The following is an 18,251-nucleotide window of genomic DNA, read 5'->3' as shown; positions in this document are numbered from 1 at the left end:
ATCGAGGTGGGGTCGGCGGCGTGACGGAGTCGGCCTGGTCGTCGCTCGGAGCGGCTGCCGCGGAAAGGGTGACGGTGGGAGCGATCCGGCTCAGCGTGCTGCACGCCGAGGCGTTCCGTTTCCCCGCTCCCTGGACGTTCCCGCCGTCGGAGCTGCCGTACTCGATCCTGCGGCTGGTCCACTCCGGCACGGGGGAGATCGCGTTCGACGGGGCGCGGCACAGCGTGTCCGCCGGTGATCTGGTGTTCATCCACGAGGGCGCCGTGCTGAGCTGCCGTGCCACGTCGTCGGACTTCGCGTTCGGCTCGATCCGGTTCTCCGCCTCGCTCGACGCGCAGGGCAGCGTCGCGGTCGGCATCGCGGTGCCGGCGGTGTCGGACGCAGGGGCGCACCCCGTCGTGCGCGCGAACTTCGACGCCGTGATCGACGCGTGGGAGGGGGCGTCCGCGGGCCGGGCGCTGCTCGCGTCGGGTCACCTGGCCGTCGTGCTCGGCACCACGGCCGAGTTGATGGCCGACCGGGGGGTGACGGTCGCGCCCCCGTCGCGTCGCCGCGGGGTGCGGGCGCCCGTCCGCGCCAGGGATCCGCGCATCGCCCGCGTGGTCGACCACCTGCTGCTGGACGTGCGCCGCACGCCCGACGTCGCGACCCTGTGCGCGCTGGCCCACATGAGCGAGTCCACGCTGCGCCGCACGTTCAAGGAGCAGACCGGGAAGACGATCGTCGCGTTCCTGCGCGAGGCGCGCATCTCGATCGCCGCGCGGCGGCTCGCGTTCGGCGACGACCCCATCGCGCGCATCGCGGAAGACGTCGGCCTGCCCGACGCGAACTACTTCTCCCGCAGTTTCCGCGAGGTGCTGCGGGTCACCCCGACCGAGTATCGCCGCCTGACCGCGCAGACCTGATCCCGCCCGCGCGACGCGAACTAGCCTGGGGTGATGACGAGCTCGAGCGCCCGTGCGGCGGTGGACGTGGTCGACTGGCGGCGGCGGGTGTTCGCCCTGTACGAGGCCGTGCGCCGCGCGGACTCCCCGGAGGAGGCGCACGAGCTGTGGCGCATCGAACGCGATGAGCTGATGCTGCACCACCCGGCCACCCCGCTGCTGCCGGAGGATCGGGTGCTGTTCGAGGGGCTGCCGATCGCGCCGTACGACCCGCAGTGGCGGTTCGCACTGCCGATCCTGGAGGCGGAGCCGGCGGCGTTCGAGTTCGCGACGGGTACCGACGGCCTGGTGCCGTTCGAGCGCGTCGGTGTGGTCGAGGTCCCCGACGCCGGAACCCTCGACGTGTGGCGGCTGCGCTCGTACGGCGGCGGGCTGTTCGTGCCGGTGCGCGATGCATCAGCCGGGCATCCGGGCGGCACGTACGGCGGTGGGCGCTACCTGCTCGACACGATCAAGGGTGCCGACCTGGGCGGGGATGCCGCGAGCGGCACGATCGTGCTCGACTTCAACTTCGCGTACAACCCCTCGTGCGCGTACGACCCGGCGTGGGCCTGCCCGCTCGCACCTCCGGGGAACGTGCTGCCCGTGGCCGTTCCGGTGGGGGAGCGGTACGACGGGGCGTAGACCGCGCCCGCGTCAGCCGAGGAACAGCGGCACGAACGAGCCGATCAGCCCGAGCACCCCGACCGCGCTGAACACGATCCCGAGCGTGCGCACGACGCGCCGGGCGTGCGGCGGTTCGCCCACCCGTGCCCTGGCGGGGTTGTGGCTGCTGACGACGCCCGTGGTGAAGCCGTCGTCCGCGGTCGACGATTCGCCGTGGCGCAGTGGTCGCTCGTGGAAGTCGCCGCCCGCGAACCACCGGGCGATCGTGGTGCCGTCGCGTTCGATGATCGCGATGTCGACCGGGAGCCACGGGCCCTCGGCCAGCCGCATGAGCAGGGCGATCAGCAGCAGCGGCACTCCCACGCCGAGCCCGATCCAGGACAGCACCTCGCCGACGAGGGCGAGGGTGTCGACGGGCGGCATGATCCCATCGTAGGGACGCCGGACCGCGCGAGCGTGCGCGCCGCGGTCAGCTCACGTTGTCCCTGAGCCACGGCAGCGGGTCGATCGCGACCGTGTTGATGTGCACCTCGAAGTGCAGGCACGAGCCGAACACGTAGCCGGTCGAGCCGACGTCGCCGAGGTACTGGCCGGCCTCGACGCAGTCACCGACCTCGACGGCGCGCGTGCCGTTCTTCATGTGCGAGTACACGGTGCTCACGGCCTGGCCGTTCACGATGCTCTCGACCTGGATCGTGACGCCGTAGCCCTGGTAGCTCTCCGTGGAGCGCGAGACGCAGCCCTTCATGGCGGCGTTGATGGGGGTGCCGATGCCGGCGGCGAAGTCCTGACCCAGATGCGACCGGCCCGGTCGGGCGGCCCCGAAGCCATCGGTGAACGAGTACGAGCCGTCGGCCATCGGCATCACGACCCGGTCGGCGATCGGGATGTCCATCGCGCTGCTGAGCGGCATGCCCGCGGCGATGGCGGCTGCGGCCGCGCGGGCGTGGGTCTCCTTGATCTCCTCCGGCGTGGTCGCCGCGAAGGAGCCGCGCGCGGAGATGGTGGCGCGGATGGCATCGGTGGCCGTGTACGACTGGGCGGCGTCCTTCAGCGCTGCCGCACCGGCGACGGTCGCCACGGCGTGGTCGCCCCCGGGGGCGAGCACCGGGAGGGCGGCCCCGGTGACCATGACGCCGACGGCGAGGACGGCACCGAGCGCCTTGATCTTCGATGCGCCCCGGCCCCGCGGGCGGTCGGTCCGCCGCGGACGCCGCGAGACCCGCGGGATCCGTGGGGTGCGGGCGGTGCGGGATCCGGTCGGTGAGGGGGTGGTCGGCTCGGCGGTGGTGTCAGGCTCGGCGGTGGTGTCAGGCTCGGCGGCCGTGTCAGGCTCGGCGGTCGTGTCAGGCTCGGCGGCGGCGGCGGCGGCGGCGGCGGTCGGCTCGGCGGCGATGGCAGGCTCGGTGGTAGCGGTCGGCTCGGCGGCGGTGGTCGGCTCGCTGGCGACGGAAGTCTCTGCGGGGGAGGCGGGCGCGTCGGCTGCGGCGAGGGTCGGCTCTGCTCCGGCGGCGACCGGAGTCGCTGCTGCGGCGCGGGTGGGGTCTGCGGCAGCAACGGTCCGCGCGGCGGCGGTGGCAACGGTCGGTGCACCCTGCGGCTCGGGACGGAGGGCCCGGGAGCGGATGGCGGCCCGAGTGGCGGGCGGGGACGGGGTCGGCGTCACGGTCGCCGCGGGGGTCGGCTCCTCCGGCGGGGTCGGAGCGGACGTGCGACGTCGGTCGCGGCGCAGCAGGGGCCGGGGGTCGATCGCGGATGCTGCGGGGTCGAGCGGGGCGTTCTCGAGCGAACGTCCGGAGGGCAGAGCAGTCGTGACGGGGTCCTTCCGCGAGCAGATGATCTCGGGTCACGGCCCCTTCGGGAGGACCGTTACCGTCCCGTAACCTACGTTGCCGTTCGGGGAGGCGTCAAATCCTCCGTGCCGGAATTCCTGCTGCGCAGGCTCCCGATGTCGTTGCGCCGCCTGGGCCCGTGGACGAGGGCGGAGTCGTCGCGGAGCATCAGAGTGGCATCGACGAGATCGCACCGGAGGGCGACACCGTGCCGGTGCCGATCGTGCGAAGGGTGGTGGAGGGGCTGACGGGAATCGAACCCGCGCTGTCTGCTTGGGAAGCAGAAGTTCTACCATTGAACTACAGCCCCGAACCCGCCCGAGAGCAGGTGAGGGCAAGCCTACCCGTCTCCGGGGCGATGGCCAAAGCGTGAACCGCGGCGTCAGGCCGTGGCGTCCGCCGTCGCGGGGGTGTCGCGCTGCTGCCCCGCGTACATCGTGCCCCACCGCGTGAGCGCGTCGACGAGCGGGGTCGCGGTCGCACCCAGCTCGCTCAGCCGGTACTCCACCTTGGGCGGGACCTCGCGGTAGACCGTGCGGGTGATCAGGCCGTCCGCCTCCAGCTCGCGCAGCTGCCGGGTGAGCACGCGCGACGTGGGGTCCTGCAGCAGGCGCCCGAGCTCACCGAAGCGCAGCACGCCGTGCTCGGCGAGCAGCGACAGGATGCTCGGCTTCCACGCGCCGCCGAGCACGGCGATCGAAACCTCCGCGTCGCAGGTCTCGGTCCACTCGCGGACGATCCTGGCCGTCTTCTCGCGCATCGTGCCTCCACAGTATCCAAACGGTAAGTACGTGACGACAATGTCGGTACTTGTGGCCTTTGCCTGTACTTTACAGACTGAGTCCGTGACCACCAGCCCCGTCGTCGTCCCCGTCCGCTCCTCTCTCCGGCTCTGGATGGCGATGGTGCCGCTCCTGCTCGGCGTGCTCATCGGCGCCCTCGCCATCAGCAGCGTGTCCACGGCGCTGCCCGCGATCCGCGACGACCTCGCGCTGACTGACACCGAGGGTCTCTGGCTCGTCGACGTCTACGCGCTGTCGCTCGCGGCGACGCTGATCCTGGCGGCGCGGATCGGCGACGCGTTCGGGCGCAAGACCATCGTCGTGATCGGGCTCGTCGGATTCGCGGTGCTCAACGGCATCGGCGGCGTCGCCACCAGTGGCCTGCTGCTCATCGTGATCCGGGCTCTGCTCGGCGTTGCGGAGGCCTTCGTGGTCGCGGGTGTCGTGGCCACGATCGGTGCGACCTTCCAGGCGAGGGAGCGCGTGCTCGCGTACGGGCTCTGGACTGCCACCTTCGGCACGGGCAGCGCCCTCGGACCCGTGCTCGGCGGGCTCCTCGCGGAGGGGCCCGGCTGGCGATGGTTGCTGCTGGGCAGTGTGCCGCTCGCGGTGGCCGCCGCCCTGCTCGCCCTGTGGCTCGTGCCGGACTCGCGCAGCACGCAGCCGCCGTCGTGGGACGTGCCGAGCATCCTGTCGTCGATCGTCGCGCTCGGCGCCCTCGTTTTCGCGCTGCACGAGGTGCTGGCCGCTCCCGTGTCGGCCGCGGTGGCCGCGGTCGTGTCGGTCGCCAGCCTCGTGTTCTTCGTGCGGCGGCAGCGTCGGCTGCCCCTCCCGCTGCTCGACCTGGCGCTGTTCCGGGTGCCGGGATTCAGCCCGGCGATCGTGCGCATCATCGTCAGCAGCGGGGCGTCGTCGGCGTCGGTGCTCCTGGTGAGCCTGCACCTGCAGGATGCGCGGGGACAGAGTGCCGCCGAGGCGGGCATCGCGCTGCTGCCGCAGGCCGCGGCGATCGCGATCGGCGGGGTGCTGGCGCCGCTCGCGCTGCGCTGGCTGTCGGCGAACGCACTCACCGTGCTGGTGCTGCTGCTGCAGGCGCTCGGGCTCGTGTGGCTCGCGTTCGACCCCGGCATCGTGGCGCTGCCCCTCGTGCTGGTCGGGCTCGGGTTCGGCATCGCGGGGACCCTCGCCGCCGCGACGCTGTTCGAGGTGACGACCGAGGATCAGGCGGGACAGGTCGGGGCGGTGCAGGAGGTGGGCTTCGCCCTGGGCGGCGGACTCGGCATCGCGGTGTTCGGCACGATCGCGGCCGTGCTCGTGACGGGCGGCTTCCCGGTGGCGGTGGTCGCGGCGGCGGTGACCGTGACGGCGGCCGCGCTGCTCCCGTTGCTCTCGCGTCGCAGTGCCCCGGCCCTGTGACGCGGATGCCGCAGGTCGCGTGAGGCGCGACCCGTGCGGTGACTAGGCTGAGGCCGTGCTTCTCAGCGATCGCGACATCAGGGCAGAACTCGCGTCGGGCCGTGTCGGCCTGGCTCCGCACGAGCCGGAGATGATCCAGCCGTCCAGCATCGACGTGCGCCTGGACCGCTACTTCCGCCTCTTCGACAACCACAAGTACCCCTTCATCGATCCGTCGGTGGATCAGCCCGAGCTCACCCGGCTCATCGAGGTCGATCCCGACGAGCCGTTCATCCTCCACCCCGGCGAGTTCGCGCTCGGGGCGACGTTCGAGCAGGTGACGCTGCCGGACGACATCGCCGCGCGTCTCGAGGGCAAGTCCTCGCTCGGGCGCCTCGGCCTGATCACGCACTCCACGGCCGGGTTCATCGACCCCGGGTTCACGGGTCATGTGACGCTGGAGCTGGCGAACGTCGCGACCCTGCCGATCAAGCTGTGGCCGGGGATGAAGATCGGGCAGCTGTGCTTCTTCCGGCTCACCTCGCCCGCCGAGAACCCCTACGGCTCCGGCCCCTACGGCAACCGGTACCAGGGGCAGCGCGGGCCCACCGCGTCGCGGTCGTTCCAGAACTTCCACCGCACCGACGTGGGCGTGACCGATGTGGGAGCGATCGGAGGCTGACATGAGCGACGGCGACGGGCGGACCCCGGAGGAGCCCGGAACCCCGGGTGGACCTGTGGCCGCGGACGGCCCGGTGCCGCCCGAGCCCCTGCTGCCTCATGAGCCCGCGGCCCCGGACGAGCCGGTGGCCCCGGATGACCCGGGTGCCGCCGGTGCGGCCGTCCCGACGGAGTCCGCGGCGATCCGCCCGGCCGACGACGTGATCCCCCCGGCCCCGCCGGAGACCCCGATCCCGGACGGCCTGCTCGACCCGCCGCCCGCCGACATCCCGCCCGCGAACGCCGTGCTCCCGCCGCCTCCGCCGCCCACGCGCCGCTCGGAGCGCGAGCGCCCGACGCCCGCGATCCTCGAGGGGGAGCCGCCCGCTGCGGCGGCCGACGACTGGTCGCAGCCGTCGCTCGCTCCGGAGGTGCCGGAGGGCGGCAGCTACCGCGTGCTCGCCGGCCTCATCTTCGTGTTCCTGTTCCTGCTGCTCGTCGCCGCCGTGGTCGCGCTCGTGGTCCTGGTGAATGCCGGGTTCCCGACCCTCGCCGACGCGGCGGCCGCGCTGACTCCGCTGCGGGTCTGACGCCGGATCTTCGGGCTCGCCGCACTCCGGCGCCATCGGATCGGTGTCCCGGTCTGCGTGCGGTCGCCCGCGGTGTCGGTCGAGGGCCTGGACTCAGGCGCGGGCGGCGGACTCCGCGGTCGAGTGTGCGGCGTGCGACGGCTCGGAGGTCGGGTGTGCGGCGTGAGCTGACCCGGGGGTGGGATGTGCGGCGTGCGTGGACTGCGCCGTGGGGCCCGGGGCGTGCGCGGGCTCTGCGTCATCGGCCACGTGCGACCGCGTCGGCGGCGTCGCTGCCGTGGCGGTGCCGAGGGCATCGACCGCGGGCAGCCCGCCCGTGACGAGAGCCACGACCGCGTCGAGGGTGGGGTCGGCCGAGAGCACCTTCGTGTGACCGAGGCCCACCGTGCGCAGCATCCGCGAGCGGCCGGGGTGCGCGGCGTGCAGGCGCAGGGCGTCACGGTCGGGCAGGCGGCGGTCGCCGCGGTCGTGCACCACGAGCAGCGCGGTGCCGTCGGGCAACGGGTGTCGTCCGGCGTCGAAGCGCTCGGCCGCCGTGGCCTCGTCGATCGCGAGGCGGCGGTGGAACCGCTCGCGGAGGTTCTGCGCGGTGGGCTCGTCGAGGCGCAGGTCGCTGGCGAACTGGGCGAGGAAGGCCTCGGGCGCCGCGGCACCGGCGAGCACGGCCACAGCGGGCACCGGCACGGTCGTGCGGGCGGCGGTGAGGGCGCCCAGCGCGCCGAAGGAGTGGCCGATCAGCGCCTCGAACGGGCCGTGCTCGGCCTGCAGTCGCTCGGCGACCGTCACCCAGTCGCGCACGTCGGTCGCGCGGCCGCCGGACGATCCGTGTGCCGGCCCGTCGAAGGCGAGCACGCGGAACCCCTCGGCCACCAGCTCGCGCACGAGCGGCGCGAACTGCGACGCCCGGCCGCGCCAGCCGTGCAGGAGCAGCAGGGTGCGCGGCCCGCGACCCCACTCGTACGTGGTGACCTCGATGCCGCGCACCGTGACGGTGCCGCGGCGGGCGTCGCTGTGGGTCGGCGCATCGGCGGGGCGCACGCGCATGCGGGGCCCGGTGGTGAAGAACAGGCGGAGCGCCACGGCGCCCGCCAGCCGTGGCGAGACGCGGGCGAGCAGGGGGACGGTGCGGGCGAGCAGGACGGGCAGGGACGGCATCGTGACTCCTTCGCCGGAACAATACGAACGATCATACGTATACTAGGCGAACGATCGTTCGTATACTAGGGGGATGTCCGAGAGCCCGATCCTGGACGGCCGACGGGTACGGGGTGATGCCTCCCGCCGCGTCGTGCTCCACAGCGCCACGAACCTGGCGTCGGTCGAGGGTCTCGACGGCCTGACGATCGGTCGGCTCGCCGCGGCGTCCGGATCGAGCAAGAGCAGCATCGCCACGCTCTTCCGCAGCAAAGAGGGGTTGCAGCTCGCCACGATCGAAGCCGCCAGGGAGATCTTCCTCGCACGGATCGTCGAGCCCGCCCGTGCCGAGCCCCGCGGCGTGCGACGCCTCGCGGCGCTGCTGCGCCACTCGCTGCTCTATTCGAAGGACCGCGTGTTCACCGGAGGCTGCTTCTTCGCCGCGACCTCCGCCGACGTCGACTCCAAGACCGGGCCGGTGACCGACGCCGTGCGCGCGGCCCTGACCGACTGGCACGGATACATCGAGGCCCAGCTGCGTCACGCCATCGCGGTCGGAGAGATCGCGGTCGACGACGTGGACGTGCTGGCGTTCGAACTCGTCGCGCTGAACGAGGAAGCCAACTCGCGCTCGCTGCTCCTCGACGACGAACGGCCCTATGCCCTCGCCGCGGCGGCGATGCGCGGACGCCTCCGTGCTGTCGGCGCCCCCGACGACGCCGTGGCGCTCCTCGACCTCGAGATGTAGAGCCCCGGCGCGCGACAGGGCGCCTTCCCAGACGGGAAGGCGCCCTGTGGTGCGGCGGTCAGGCGGCGCGACCGCGGCGGAACCCGGCGTCGTAGCCGCGCTCGAACGCGTGACGTGCGCGGCGCTCACCCGGGTGGCCGTGACCGCACGGCCCCTCCGGCATCGCGTGGCCGTCGTGGCCGTGGCCGTGCCCACGGCTGTGGAAGCCGTGGCGGCCGTCGGCCTCGTGACGGTCGTCGAACGCGTGGCGTTCGCGTTCGCCGAAGCCGTTGCCGCGCTCGAACCCACGGGGACCGAAGCCCCGTGGCCCGTAGAAGCCGTGGCGACCGAAGCCGTGGTGGCCGAACGGGGCGCGGAAACCGTGACCGTGCCGGTGGCCCCGCGGGCCGCGGTGCGTGCGGGGGAGGGGCGTGCCCTCCTCCCACCCGAACGCGCGGGCGATGGCCTCGAGCGATGCGAGCGTCGTGGCGAGGTCGTCCGTGGGGACGGCGTCGACGACCTTGGCGCGGATGCCGTCGACCAGGGCGCCGAGGCGCTCCTTCGCGGCGCGGCCGTCGTCGGTGAGGGACCAGCCCTCGCCGTCTGTGACGACCCACCCGCGGTCGATCAGGCGGCGCAGCTTGTGCGCACGGAGCGGGCGTTCGCGTTCGACCGAACCGTCGACGACGTTGAGCAGGCGCCACTCGCGCCGGGTGATGCCCTCGTCGTCGAACGCGGCGGCGAACTCGGCCGCCATGAGGCGGTCGACGGCCTTGAGCCAGTAGCCGAAGGGGCGCGGCGGCTGCGGAGTCTCTGTGGTGTCTGTGGTGGTGTTCATGGGGTTGTCCTCTGTTCAGGGGCGGCTGGTGGGCCGCGGTGGTGGCCGGTGGATGTCAGGTGACATATCCATGTGATCCGGCATGTACATGTAGTGTGACATGCAGATCTAAAGCATGTCAAGTCGCATGTAAAATCGAGGTATGGCCACCCGTTCCCGCGACTCCGAACCGCACGACCCCGCCGAGGCGATCGCCCAGGCGCTGTCTCGTCTCCGCGGGCGTCGGCCCGGTCAGCGCGAGCACGGACCGCGCGGACGCGGCGGACCCCACGGCTGGCCCGGCGGAGGTCACGACGGCCCGCACGCCGACGGTGCCCACGAGCACTTCGGCCATCACCGCGGGCACCCCGGGATGCCGCCGTGGATGGCCGACCCCTCCGGACGCCTCGGCGGCCCCGCCCGTATGCGGATGCTCGAGGCACTGGCCTCGGCGCCCGAACCGCTGAGCGTGAGCGCGCTCGGCCAGGCGATCGGCGTGGATCAGCCCCGCGCGTCGCGCCTCGTGCAGCAGGGCGTGCAGGGCGGCTTCGTGCGTCGTGAGGCCGACCCGGACGACGCGCGCCGCACCCGGATCGCGCTGACCGACGAGGGCCGCCGGCTCGCGCGCGGTCTGCGCGGGGAGAGGAGGGAGCTGCTCACCCAGGCGCTCGCGCCCTTCACCGACGACGAGCGCACCGAACTCGCGCGTCTGCTCACCAAGCTCGCCGACAACTGGCCGCGCTGACGCCGCGACGATTCCTGCTCCGCCGGTCTCGCTCCGCCGGCCTCGCGCCTCCGACCTCGCTCCGCGGGTCTCGCTCCGCGGGTCTCGCTCCGCGACTCAGGCGCGCGCGAAGTCGAGCGAGGGCTCGTCGTCCACCGAGAGGGACAGCACGACCGCCTCGATCGCGTCGTGCGCCTCGATCCGCCGCTCCACCTCGCGCAGCCGACGCGCCACGTCGTGCTCGCGCGCGTCGCCCGACAGGTCGACCTCGGCCACGAGGAACAGCCGGTTCGGCCCCACGTACTCGATGTGCAGGTAGGTCACCCGTTCGATGTCGTCCAGCCCCAGCAGAGCCGTGCCGACCCGCGAGCGCAGGGTGGGGGAGACGCTCGTGCCGACGAGGAATGCGATGTTGCGTCCGATCAGGATCACCGCGACCACCCCGAGCAGCACGCCCACCAGGATCGAGCCGATCGCGTCCCAGGCGGCCACGCCGGTGAGCTGGTGCAGCAGGATCGAGCCGCCCGCGAGGACCAGGCCGACGAGGGCTGCCGAGTCCTCGAAGAACACGGCGCGGAGGGTCGTGTCGCTCGTCTCCAGCACGAAGTCCCACGTGGAGCTGCCGCGCTCGCGCGCCAGGCGGCGGGAGCGGATCATCGCCTGCGTGAACGACGCCCCCTCGAGCACGAACGCGATGCCGAGGACGACGTAGGCGACGACCGGGCTCTCCACCGGCCCGGTGTCGGACAGCTCCTGGATGCCGTGCATGATCGACACGATCGAGCCCGCGGTGAAGATGCCGAACGCGGCGATCAGCGACCACACGAAGGCGTTGCGGCCGTAGCCGAGCGGATGCCGCGCGTCTTTCGTCTTCGCGCCGCGCCGGTCGGCGATCAGCAGGAACACCTCGTTGCCCGCGTCCGCCCAGGAGTGCGCGGCCTCGGCGACCATCGACGCGGACGAGGTGATGACCGCGGCCACCGTCTTCGCGATCGCGACGAGCACGTTGGCGAGGAAGGCGAGCAGCACGGTCACCCCGGTCACGCTACTCCTGCCCCGCGGGGCGGTCGCGTCCTAGCGTGGAGCCTTCACCGGCAGCAGCAGGAGGAACCCGGCGATCAGCACGATCACGATGCCGAGGATGCCGAACGCCGTCTGCGCGGTCAGGGCGATGAGCACGGTCCAGGCGGCAGAGGCCATCCAGCTCGCCGCCCGTCCCGTCGTCGCGTACAGGCCGAAGATCTCGCCCTCGCGGCCGGCCGGGGTGACGCGGGCCAGGAAGGACCGCGCGGCGGCCTGCGCCGGTCCGACGAACGCGCACAGGATGAGTCCGCCCACCCAGAACACGATCGCGCCGGCGTCGCGCAGCAGGAAGACCGCGAGCCCCGCGACGATCATGGCCGCGATCGAGCCGAGGATGATGCGCTTCGGGCCGAGGCGGTCGTCGAGTCGTCCGGCCAGGATCGTCGACACCCCCGCGACGAGGTTCGCCGCGATGCCGAACACGATGATGTCCTGCGTGCCGAACCGGAACACGGCCGTGCCGATGATCGCGCCGAACGCGAAGACGCCGCCCAGGCCGTCGCGGAACACCGCGCTGGCGAGCAGGTACCAGAAGGTCGAGCGGGTCTCCGGGTCGCGGTACAGCCCCACGACGTCCTGCACCAGCAGCAGGTACGACCGGAAGAAGCCAACCTTCCGCTCCGGGCGGCCGAGCGACGGTTCCGGCACGTTGAGGAAGATCGGGATGGCGAACACGATCGCCCAGACCGCGCAGCCGACCGCGATCAGGCGGTACGCGAGTCCGTTGTCGGTCGGCATCCCGAACCAGTCGAAGGTGTCGAGCACCACCACGATCACGAGTGCGATGATGCCGCCGAGGTACCCGAAGCCCCAGCCGAGGCCCGAGATGCGTCCGACGTTCTTGGGGTTCGCGATGCCGATCAGCATGGCGTTGGAGTTGACCGCTGCGATCTCGCCGAACACCGACCCGGCGGAGATCAGCGCCACGCCCACCCAGAACAGGGCGGGGACCGGCTCGACGAACCACAGCCCGAACATGCAGAGGATCAGTGCGCCCGTGCCGATGCCCAGCCACAGCTTCTGGCGTCCGGCGGCATCCGCCCGCTGACCGAGCACCGGGGCGAGCAGGAGGATGCCGAAGGCGGCGACCGTGAGGCCGAGACCGAGGCCGGACGCGAGGTCGGCCTCCGCGGCGATCCGTACCGGGTCGTTCTCGTCGAGCGCGGCGACCTCGGGCGGCAGGAACGAGGGGCTGACGAGGTAGAGCGCCGTGAACACGAACGTGAGGATCACCGTGTTGAACGGCTGGGTCGCCCAGTCCCACAGGGCCCACGAGTACACCTGCTTCTTCGGGGCGGGGGTCTCGCCGCGCAGGTCGAGGCCGACCACGGCGACGGCTCCGCTGTTCGCGGTCGCTGCGGGCTCCGGTGCGCCGCTGCGGGATTCGGGTTCGCTCATGCTCGCAGTCTGGCGGGGCCCGGTGAACGCCCGGTGACGGCGCGCCGTGTCCCGCGCGGCACCCCGCCTCGACGCACTCCGCCCGGGTCAGAGGGCGGGGCCGCGGCGGATGCGCACCGGGCCGCGCGCGGAGGCGATGTCGACCGGCTCGCCCTTCTGGGTCACCACGACCTCGTCCCGGTCGGCGAGCGCGGCGGTCACGCGGCGCACCTCGTCCATCCGGTTGCGCCAGGCCTCCCCGCCGACGGCTCTGGCGACGTCGCTCGGGCAGATCGACGACCCCTCCCTCTTGCGGGTGAGGGTGCGGATGGCGGCCGCGATGCGCTCCGCGGACTCCTCGGGCGTCGGCTGCTCCCACCACGGGGCGCCGCGTTCGCCGAGGGCGGTCTTCGCATCGTGCACGCGGCGCCGCGCCTCGGGCTCCGCCGCCTTGACGGCGCGCCGCGCGGCCATCAGCTCGTCGACCAGCTCCTGGCGCAGTTTCTCCGGGATGGCCGGGTCGGTCGCCCGCCACCGGCGTCCGTTCACGACGATGTGGTGGCCATCGGGCGTGCGCTCCGGTGCCGTGGCCGCGTCCGGCTCGTCGGGCTGCTCCATGTCGGCAGTGTGCCGCGGCGGGCCCTCCAACGGCAGACCCTTGACGTGCGGCCCTCCGCGTCGGGTGCGGTCGAAGCGCGACGGACACCGGGTGCGTAGGGTCGAGGGATGGCGGCGAGTGCGGGGCGAGGAGGCGGCACGGTCGTGCTGTTCGAGGGGGCGAGCGACCGGCTCGCGTTCCTCGCCGCGGCGCAGCGCCTCGGCGAGACGCTCGACGACCTCGACCTGGTCGACCTCGACGGCATCACGAACCTCCGTTCCCGGCTCGCGGCCCTCCGCGCGGTCGAGCCTGCCGTGCGGGTGCTCGGCCTCTACGACGCGGCGGAGGGCGCGTACGTGACCCGGGTCCTGCGCGACGACGGCGCGATCGACGCCACGGGCGTGCCCGCCGATGCGGGGTTCTTCGGCTGTGAGCGCGACCTCGAAGACGAGGTGATCCGTGCCGCCGGGGTTCCGTTGGTGGAGCAGGCGCTGGCGGCGCGGGGCGAGCTCGGGCGGTTCCGCGTGTTCCAGGGGCAGCCGGCGCAGCGGGGCAGGGTCGTGGAGGATCAGCTGCATCGCTTCGCCGGGACGGCCGCGGGCCGCAAGGCGCGGTTCGCCGCGGACATCGTCGGCCTGCTCCCGCTCGACCGGATGCCGCCCGCGCTGTCGGCCCTGCTCGACGCGGTCCACCCCGCCGCCTGACCCGGGCTCGACGCGGTGCATGCCGCGTGACCCCCGACCCGGGCGACTTCGCGCTCACTCCGTGCGGAGCGGGCGGAGCGTGCGGGCGTAGTCCTCCTTGAGCACCGCGAGGTGGAGCCAGGCCTCGATCCGGGTCACTCCGGGCAGCGCGCGCAGGCGCTCCAGGCTCGCGTACAGGGCGCCGGCCGAGGGCTCAACGAGTGTCGCGACCGCGTCGAAGCGGCCGAGCGTGCGGGCGGCGAAGTCGACACCGCGACCGCGGCGCAGCTCCTCGATCACGGCCTCGTCGTCGTCGCCGAGGGTCATGCCCACGCCCATCGACAGCTGCCGGTGCGCGAGGCCGCGTGCCTCGACCGCGCTGATCTTGATGACGCCCGCGTCGATGAGCCGCTGCACCCGGGTCGCGACGGCGCTGGGGGAGAGGCGCACCTCTTCGCCGAGCGCGCGGAAGCTCATGCGGCCATCGGCCTGCAGGTGCTCCACGAGGGCTTCGTCGATCGCGTCGAGCGTGACCCCGCCGTGGTACTCCGACACGAAGAACCCCTTGATCACGGTCGAGTAGATGATGGTGTTGATGTCGAGCACGCCTGCGCTGCCGCGGATGCGGGCGAGCAGGTCGTGCAGTTCCGACATCGACCCCACGCGCACCTCGGTCACGATGTCGTGCGCGCCGCCGACGGCCGACACGAGCACGGTCTCGCTCATGTCGCGCAGGTGCTCGGCCACGACCTCGACGGCGCCGTCGGTGCGGATCGACACGTGCGCGAGGACGTGCTGGCCGAGGAAGACCGGGTCCACCGCGGCGACCACGCGCACGGTGCGGTCGGCCAGCAGCGTGCGCAGTCGTGCGGCCACCGCGGCCCTGGACTGCCCGAGCCGCTCGGCCAGGGCGCGGATGCTCGCGCGCCCGTCCTCCTGGAGCGCGCGGATGAGTTCGGCGTCGAAATCCATGGCTGCGTCCCGATCCGTCAGTTTCCCCGGTCTGCACGACGACGCGCGCAGAACCTCAGCGTAACCCCGTATGCGACCGGCGGGAAGGCCCGCTTTGCGTGCCCGAGGGACCAGAAGTCCAGTGAATCCCCGTTCTCGCTGGAGTTCTGCCCTTGCCGCCGGGTCGTCACGTCCCTAGCATCGATCGCTATCCGACACCATCCGCGAAGGAGCGGGTCCATGACCACCACCCCCACCCCCCGAAGCGGCGTCCACAGCCGCGCACGCCGCGCCGGCATCGCCGCCTTCGTCGGCACCACGATCGAGTGGTACGACTTCTACGTCTACGCCACGGCCGCCGCCCTCGTCTTCGGCCCGCTGTTCTTCCCGAGCGACGACCCCCTCGCCGAGACCGCCGCGGCGTTCGCGACGTTCGCGGTCGCCTTCCTCGTCCGTCCCCTCGGCGGCATCGTCTTCGGCCACATCGGCGACAAGCTCGGCCGCCGCGTCTCGCTCGTCATCACCCTGCTGCTGATGGGCGCCGCGACCGTCCTCGTCGGCTGCCTCCCCACCTACGAGAACATCGGCATCCTCGCGCCGATCCTCCTGATCCTGCTGCGCGCCATCCAGGGCCTCGCGGTCGGTGGCGAGTGGGGTGGCGCCGTGCTCATGAGCGTCGAGCACGCCCCGGAGAAGTCGAAGACGTTCTACGGCGGCTTCACCCAGCTCGGCAACCCCGCCGGTGCGCTGCTCGCCTCGGGCATCTTCGCGATCATGGCCCGCGGCGGCGACACGTTCATCATCGACGGCGGCTGGCGCATCCCGTTCCTGCTGTCGATCGTGCTGATCGCCGTCGGCCTGTGGGTCCGCTACCGCGTGGAGGAGTCGCCGGTCTTCGAGGAGAAGATCGAGGGCCGCAAGCAGTCCATGCCCCTCGCCTTCGCGCTGCGCGTCAACTGGAAGCCGATCCTGCTCGGCATCGGCATCCTGCCCATCTCCACGGGCGGCTACTACCTGGCCACGACCTTCGCCACCGCCTACGCGACCGGCGAGCCCATCGCGATCAGCGAGCAGGTGATCCTCGACGCCATGACGATCGCCTCGTTCGTGGAGTTCGTGGTCACGCTGCCGGTCGCCTGGCTCGGCGACAAGTGGGGCCGCAAGAACGTGATGTACATCGGCCTGATCACCTCGGTGCTGACGTTCGCGCCGTTCCTGCTGGTGATGCCGGGACGGGTCGAGCCGCTCATCTTCCTGCTCGCCTCGCTGGTGCGCATCGCGATGAGCGCGACCTACGCCCCGATCGCCGCGATCCTCGCGCAGATGTTCCGCCCGCAGGCGCGGTACACCTCGATCGCCCTCTCCTACGGCGTGGGCGCCGCGATCTGGGCCGGCTTCTCGCCCTGGTTCGCGACGCAGCTGATCGCCTGGACCGGCAGCGTCTGGTCGGTGATCGCGATGTTCGTCGGCATGGCCGTGATCGCCGGGATCTGCACGCGCCTCGCGCCGCAGCACTCCGACGAGGCACCGGTCACGGCCTCGTTCACCGCCCGGACCGACACCACGGCGAACCGCCTGCCCTGATCGGCTCCGCCTCCCCACCCGCACGACCCCACCCGCACGACCCCACCGCGAACAGGCTCCTCATGCGCAAGCTCACCCCCTTCGACCGCTCGGCCCAGGCCGCCCCCGCCCTCGTCACCGCCCGCGCCATCCACACCGCGGACGCGGCGGACACCACCGCGACCGCGATGCTCACCGACCGGGGGCGCATCGTCGCCCTCGGCACGGTCGCGGAGTGCGAGGACGTGGCGGCCAGGGCCGGGCTGACCCCGGAGCGCGTCGAACTCGGCGACGCGGTCGTGGTGCCCGGGTTCGTCGACGCGCACGCGCACCCGCTCATGTTCGGGCAGATGATGACGTGGGTGGACTGCGGGCCGGAGAAGGCGGGCAGCATCCCCGAGATCGTCGCCCTGCTGAAGGCCGCGGCGGCCGGGCTCCCCGCCGGTCGCCCGGTGCGCGGCTACGGCTACGAGCAGCGCAACCTCGCCGAGAAGCGCCACCCCACCCGGTTCGAGCTCGACGAGGTCGCGTCCGACCGGGAGGTGTACCTCATGAACGCCTCGGGTCACGGCGGCGTCGTGAACTCGTACACGCTCGACATCAACGGCGTGGACCGCGACACCCCGAACCCGGACGGCGGCGAGTTCTTCCGCGACGCCGACGGCGAGCTCACCGGGGAGCTGTCCGACGCGGCGTGCAACATCCTGACGGGCGTGCACGGGGTGAAGATCGGTCACCACGGCCCGAACTTCCACCTGGCCGATGAGCCGGAGGAGCACCTGCGGCAGCTCGACGCCGCGACGCAGCGGTTCCTTGCGGGCGGTGTCACCTCGATCGGCGACTGCCAGGTCACGCGCCGCGAGTTCGACATGTACCTGCGGCTCGCGGAGGCCGGGCGGCTCGAGCTGCGCGTGTCGATGTACCTGCTGTCGCATCTGCTCGACGAGGCGCTCGAGATGGGGCTCGTCGGACAGTTCGGCAACGCGCACCTGAGCTTCGCCGGCATCAAGTTCTACGCCGACGGCACCCTCGGCGGCTGGACCGCGTACTTCCCCGACGGCTACGTGGGCGACCCGTGCCGCACGGGCCAGCTGTACCACGAGCCCGCCGACTACGCCGAGCTGATCCGCAAGGCGCACGCCGCGGGGCTCCAGACGGCGACGCACGCGCAGTCGCCCACCGCGATCGAGATGGTCGTGTCGGCGATCGAGGCCGCGCTCGCCGAACGTCCAGATGCCGACGCCCGGCACCGCATCGAGCACTGCGGCCTGCCCACGCCCGGGCAGATCGCGCGCATGGCGACCGCGGGCATCCGTCCCGTCAACCAGACCCAGCACTACTTCAACTGGGGCGAGGGCGTGGAGGAGGCCATCGGCACGCCGGGCGAGCGGTTCAACCCGCTCGGCGAGTTCGAGCGGGCGGGCGTGCCTATGACGATCTCCTCCGACGCCCCGGTCGCCGAGCCGATCCCGCTGGAGGCCATCCAGACGGCGGTCACCCGCGTCACCCGCCGCGGCCACCGGCTCGGGCCCGACGACCTGCGCATCTCTGCGCTCGCCGCACTGCGCGCCCACACGATCGAGGGGGCCGTGTCGATCGGGCGGGAAGACGACCTGGGCTCGCTGGAAGTGGGCAAGCTCGCCGACTTCGCGGTGCTCTCGGACGACCCGCTGGCCGTGCCCGCCGAGGAGATCGCGGCCATCGAGGTGCGCGAGACCTGGGTCGACGGCGTGCGCCGCCACGTCGCCGCCCGCACCACGGCCGGCGTCTGAACGAGGATACGAG

Annotated in this window: 19 protein-coding genes and 1 tRNA gene; 10 read left to right on the top strand and 10 right to left on the bottom strand. The window is 72.7% G+C overall.

The window, feature by feature from the left end; translation table 11 throughout:
* The first annotated feature begins 20 nt into the window (after positions 1-20).
* Both KZC56_RS04090 and KZC56_RS04085 read left to right on the top strand, forming a co-directional pair.
* Positions 21-905, top strand: a complete 885-nt coding sequence (locus KZC56_RS04090) for a helix-turn-helix transcriptional regulator (RefSeq protein WP_247637937.1) — start codon at positions 21-23, stop codon at positions 903-905.
* Positions 906-938: 33 nt separating this feature from the next.
* Positions 939-1,568, top strand: coding sequence for a DUF1684 domain-containing protein (locus KZC56_RS04085; RefSeq protein WP_247637936.1), 630 nt, complete (start codon positions 939-941; stop codon positions 1,566-1,568).
* A 12-nt stretch (positions 1,569-1,580) separates the two neighbouring features.
* Here the strand turns inward: KZC56_RS04085 and KZC56_RS04080 are convergent, their stop codons facing one another.
* The 4 genes from KZC56_RS04080 to KZC56_RS04065 all read right to left on the bottom strand — a co-directional run bounded on the left by KZC56_RS04080 (position 1,581) and on the right by KZC56_RS04065 (position 4,142).
* A complete protein-coding gene (locus tag KZC56_RS04080) occupies positions 1,581-1,973 on the bottom strand; it encodes a hypothetical protein (RefSeq protein ID WP_136028765.1) in 393 nt (130 codons plus the stop codon).
* Between the two features lie 46 nt (positions 1,974-2,019).
* Positions 2,020-3,216, bottom strand: coding sequence for a M23 family metallopeptidase (locus tag KZC56_RS17775; RefSeq protein WP_247637935.1), 1,197 nt, complete (start codon positions 3,214-3,216; stop codon positions 2,020-2,022).
* Positions 3,217-3,618: 402 nt separating this feature from the next.
* Positions 3,619-3,692, bottom strand: a tRNA-Gly gene (locus tag KZC56_RS04070).
* Positions 3,693-3,764: 72 nt separating this feature from the next.
* A complete protein-coding gene (locus KZC56_RS04065; protein ID WP_136037273.1) occupies positions 3,765-4,142 on the bottom strand; it encodes a winged helix-turn-helix transcriptional regulator in 378 nt (125 codons plus the stop codon).
* A gap of 85 nt (positions 4,143-4,227) precedes the next feature.
* Between KZC56_RS04065 and KZC56_RS04060 the strand changes: the two genes are divergently transcribed.
* From KZC56_RS04060 to KZC56_RS04050, 3 genes are read left to right on the top strand one after another with little or no spacing between them, the layout of a single operon-like run.
* Complete coding sequence (locus KZC56_RS04060) at positions 4,228-5,580, top strand: MFS transporter (protein WP_247637934.1); 1,353 nt, start codon at positions 4,228-4,230, stop codon at positions 5,578-5,580.
* Between the two features lie 55 nt (positions 5,581-5,635).
* Positions 5,636-6,241, top strand: coding sequence for a dCTP deaminase (gene dcd, locus KZC56_RS04055; protein ID WP_136028727.1), 606 nt, complete (start codon positions 5,636-5,638; stop codon positions 6,239-6,241).
* Between the two features lies 1 nt (position 6,242).
* Positions 6,243-6,809 (top strand): hypothetical protein, encoded by a 567-nt coding sequence (locus tag KZC56_RS04050; protein WP_247637933.1) that lies wholly within the window; start codon positions 6,243-6,245, stop codon positions 6,807-6,809.
* 93 nt (positions 6,810-6,902) lie between these two features.
* On the opposite strand, the gene KZC56_RS04045 is transcribed toward KZC56_RS04050, so the two are convergent.
* On the bottom strand, positions 6,903-7,964 hold the full coding sequence (locus KZC56_RS04045) for an alpha/beta fold hydrolase (RefSeq protein WP_247637932.1): 1,062 nt from the start codon (positions 7,962-7,964) through the stop codon (positions 6,903-6,905).
* Between the two features lie 73 nt (positions 7,965-8,037).
* On the opposite strand from KZC56_RS04045, the gene KZC56_RS04040 reads away from it, so the two are divergent.
* Positions 8,038-8,691 (top strand): TetR family transcriptional regulator C-terminal domain-containing protein, encoded by a 654-nt coding sequence (locus KZC56_RS04040; protein ID WP_136036424.1) that lies wholly within the window; start codon positions 8,038-8,040, stop codon positions 8,689-8,691.
* Positions 8,692-8,749: 58 nt separating this feature from the next.
* Here KZC56_RS04040 and KZC56_RS04035 read toward each other — a convergent pair whose 3' ends face one another.
* A complete protein-coding gene (locus KZC56_RS04035; RefSeq protein ID WP_247637931.1) occupies positions 8,750-9,508 on the bottom strand; it encodes a winged helix DNA-binding protein in 759 nt (252 codons plus the stop codon).
* Between the two features lie 142 nt (positions 9,509-9,650).
* Between KZC56_RS04035 and KZC56_RS04030 the strand changes: the two genes are divergently transcribed.
* Complete coding sequence (locus KZC56_RS04030) at positions 9,651-10,232, top strand: MarR family winged helix-turn-helix transcriptional regulator (protein ID WP_240745364.1); 582 nt, start codon at positions 9,651-9,653, stop codon at positions 10,230-10,232.
* Positions 10,233-10,328: 96 nt separating this feature from the next.
* Here KZC56_RS04030 and KZC56_RS04025 read toward each other — a convergent pair whose 3' ends face one another.
* The 3 genes from KZC56_RS04025 to KZC56_RS04015 form a co-directional block, all read right to left on the bottom strand.
* Positions 10,329-11,246, bottom strand: a complete 918-nt coding sequence (locus KZC56_RS04025) for a cation diffusion facilitator family transporter (protein WP_136028733.1) — start codon at positions 11,244-11,246, stop codon at positions 10,329-10,331.
* A 39-nt stretch (positions 11,247-11,285) separates the two neighbouring features.
* The gene (locus tag KZC56_RS04020; protein WP_247637930.1) at positions 11,286-12,692 is read right to left on the bottom strand and encodes an MFS transporter; all 1,407 of its coding nucleotides are present in this window, start codon (positions 12,690-12,692) and stop codon (positions 11,286-11,288) included.
* Positions 12,693-12,779: 87 nt separating this feature from the next.
* Complete coding sequence (locus KZC56_RS04015) at positions 12,780-13,289, bottom strand: DUF3253 domain-containing protein (protein ID WP_136044336.1); 510 nt, start codon at positions 13,287-13,289, stop codon at positions 12,780-12,782.
* A 108-nt stretch (positions 13,290-13,397) separates the two neighbouring features.
* Here KZC56_RS04015 and KZC56_RS04010 point away from each other — a divergent pair, with 108 nt between their 5' ends.
* Entirely contained in the window at positions 13,398-13,973 is a 576-nt protein-coding gene (locus KZC56_RS04010; protein WP_247637929.1) for an ATP-dependent endonuclease, read from the top strand.
* A 54-nt stretch (positions 13,974-14,027) separates the two neighbouring features.
* On the opposite strand, the gene KZC56_RS04005 is transcribed toward KZC56_RS04010, so the two are convergent.
* Entirely contained in the window at positions 14,028-14,924 is an 897-nt protein-coding gene (locus KZC56_RS04005; protein ID WP_136028719.1) for an Lrp/AsnC family transcriptional regulator, read from the bottom strand.
* A 219-nt stretch (positions 14,925-15,143) separates the two neighbouring features.
* Here KZC56_RS04005 and KZC56_RS04000 point away from each other — a divergent pair, with 219 nt between their 5' ends.
* On the top strand, positions 15,144-16,487 hold the full coding sequence (locus KZC56_RS04000; RefSeq protein WP_136028718.1) for an MFS transporter: 1,344 nt from the start codon (positions 15,144-15,146) through the stop codon (positions 16,485-16,487).
* A 62-nt stretch (positions 16,488-16,549) separates the two neighbouring features.
* Entirely contained in the window at positions 16,550-18,238 is a 1,689-nt protein-coding gene (locus KZC56_RS03995) for an amidohydrolase (RefSeq protein ID WP_247637928.1), read from the top strand.
* Positions 18,239-18,251: the final 13 nt, after the last annotated feature.

The sequence above is a fragment of the Microbacterium sufflavum genome, assembly GCF_023091155.1.
Lineage (GTDB): Bacteria > Actinomycetota > Actinomycetes > Actinomycetales > Microbacteriaceae > Microbacterium > Microbacterium sufflavum.
Note: the sequence above shows the minus strand (reverse complement) of the source record. Positions and strands in the feature narration are given on the sequence as shown.

What these genes read in the sequence shown, in the direction of transcription:
- KZC56_RS04030 (WP_240745364.1), top strand. Translation starts at nt 9,651, where the DNA reads ATGGCCACCCGTTCCCGCGACTCCGAACCGCACGACCCCGCCGAGGCG.
- KZC56_RS04040 (WP_136036424.1), top strand. Translation starts at nt 8,038, where the DNA reads ATGTCCGAGAGCCCGATCCTGGACGGCCGACGGGTACGGGGTGATGCC.
- KZC56_RS04065 (WP_136037273.1), bottom strand. Translation starts at nt 4,142, where the DNA reads ATGCGCGAGAAGACGGCCAGGATCGTCCGCGAGTGGACCGAGACCTGC.
- KZC56_RS04035 (WP_247637931.1), bottom strand. Translation starts at nt 9,508, where the DNA reads ATGAACACCACCACAGACACCACAGAGACTCCGCAGCCGCCGCGCCCC.
- KZC56_RS04045 (WP_247637932.1), bottom strand. Translation starts at nt 7,964, where the DNA reads ATGCCGTCCCTGCCCGTCCTGCTCGCCCGCACCGTCCCCCTGCTCGCC.
- KZC56_RS04080 (WP_136028765.1), bottom strand. Translation starts at nt 1,973, where the DNA reads ATGCCGCCCGTCGACACCCTCGCCCTCGTCGGCGAGGTGCTGTCCTGG.
- KZC56_RS04050 (WP_247637933.1), top strand. Translation starts at nt 6,243, where the DNA reads ATGAGCGACGGCGACGGGCGGACCCCGGAGGAGCCCGGAACCCCGGGT.
- KZC56_RS04015 (WP_136044336.1), bottom strand. Translation starts at nt 13,289, where the DNA reads ATGGAGCAGCCCGACGAGCCGGACGCGGCCACGGCACCGGAGCGCACG.
- KZC56_RS04010 (WP_247637929.1), top strand. Translation starts at nt 13,398, where the DNA reads ATGGCGGCGAGTGCGGGGCGAGGAGGCGGCACGGTCGTGCTGTTCGAG.
- KZC56_RS04020 (WP_247637930.1), bottom strand. Translation starts at nt 12,692, where the DNA reads ATGAGCGAACCCGAATCCCGCAGCGGCGCACCGGAGCCCGCAGCGACC.
- KZC56_RS04005 (WP_136028719.1), bottom strand. Translation starts at nt 14,924, where the DNA reads ATGGATTTCGACGCCGAACTCATCCGCGCGCTCCAGGAGGACGGGCGC.
- KZC56_RS03995 (WP_247637928.1), top strand. Translation starts at nt 16,550, where the DNA reads ATGCGCAAGCTCACCCCCTTCGACCGCTCGGCCCAGGCCGCCCCCGCC.
- KZC56_RS04085 (WP_247637936.1), top strand. Translation starts at nt 939, where the DNA reads ATGACGAGCTCGAGCGCCCGTGCGGCGGTGGACGTGGTCGACTGGCGG.
- KZC56_RS04000 (WP_136028718.1), top strand. Translation starts at nt 15,144, where the DNA reads ATGACCACCACCCCCACCCCCCGAAGCGGCGTCCACAGCCGCGCACGC.